The sequence below is a fragment of the Weissella sp. DD23 genome (genome assembly GCF_001579105.1).
Classification (GTDB): domain Bacteria; phylum Bacillota; class Bacilli; order Lactobacillales; family Lactobacillaceae; genus Weissella; species Weissella cibaria.
The window spans coordinates 1-532 of sequence record NZ_KQ970444.1 but is presented as its reverse complement, the minus strand read 5'-3'; the positions used below and the strand labels follow the sequence as shown (position 1 = coordinate 532).

Here is a 532-nt window from a genome sequence, read left to right as displayed (position 1 = left end):
CTTGACCAGGCTGCCTCTCCAGGCACCCACGCTTAGTGTGATTATATGAGAGCTTGAGTATTGTTTATAAATGGTCAAACAACTATTTGTGAAATCATCATCAAACAAGAATAATTGTAAACTATTCTGTGAATAAAATCAATGTGAATTTGATAACAAGTCCAAATTAATGGAATACCATCCCACCATCAACGACCAATGTTTGCCCCGTGATGTAATTTGAATCCTTGCCAGCCAAGAAGGCAACTGCTGATGCGACTTCTTCAGGCTCTGACAAACGACCAAGTGCAATGCCGTCTGAGAATTGGGCCATGCCCCATTCATCATCCTTACCAGCATTTTGACCAACTTCGTGGGCGATATCAAACATCATTGGTGTCTTAACGATACCAGGTGCAAATGCATTAACTGTGATGCCCAATGGCGCCAATTCCTTCGCCGTCGTTTGTGTGATACCACGGATTGCAAACTTAGTTGCCCCGTAAACCGTCAAATCAGGATTTCCTTCAACACCCGCTTGTGATGTGGCGTT

Annotated in this window: 1 protein-coding gene; it reads right to left on the bottom strand. The window is 43.6% G+C overall.

All coding sequences use genetic code 11. The features are described from left to right. Positions 1-166: 166 nt before the first annotated feature. Positions 167-532, bottom strand: a 366-nt coding sequence (locus tag WEIDD23_RS12145; RefSeq protein ID WP_156469669.1) for an SDR family oxidoreductase, incomplete at its 5' end; no start/stop codon positions are given.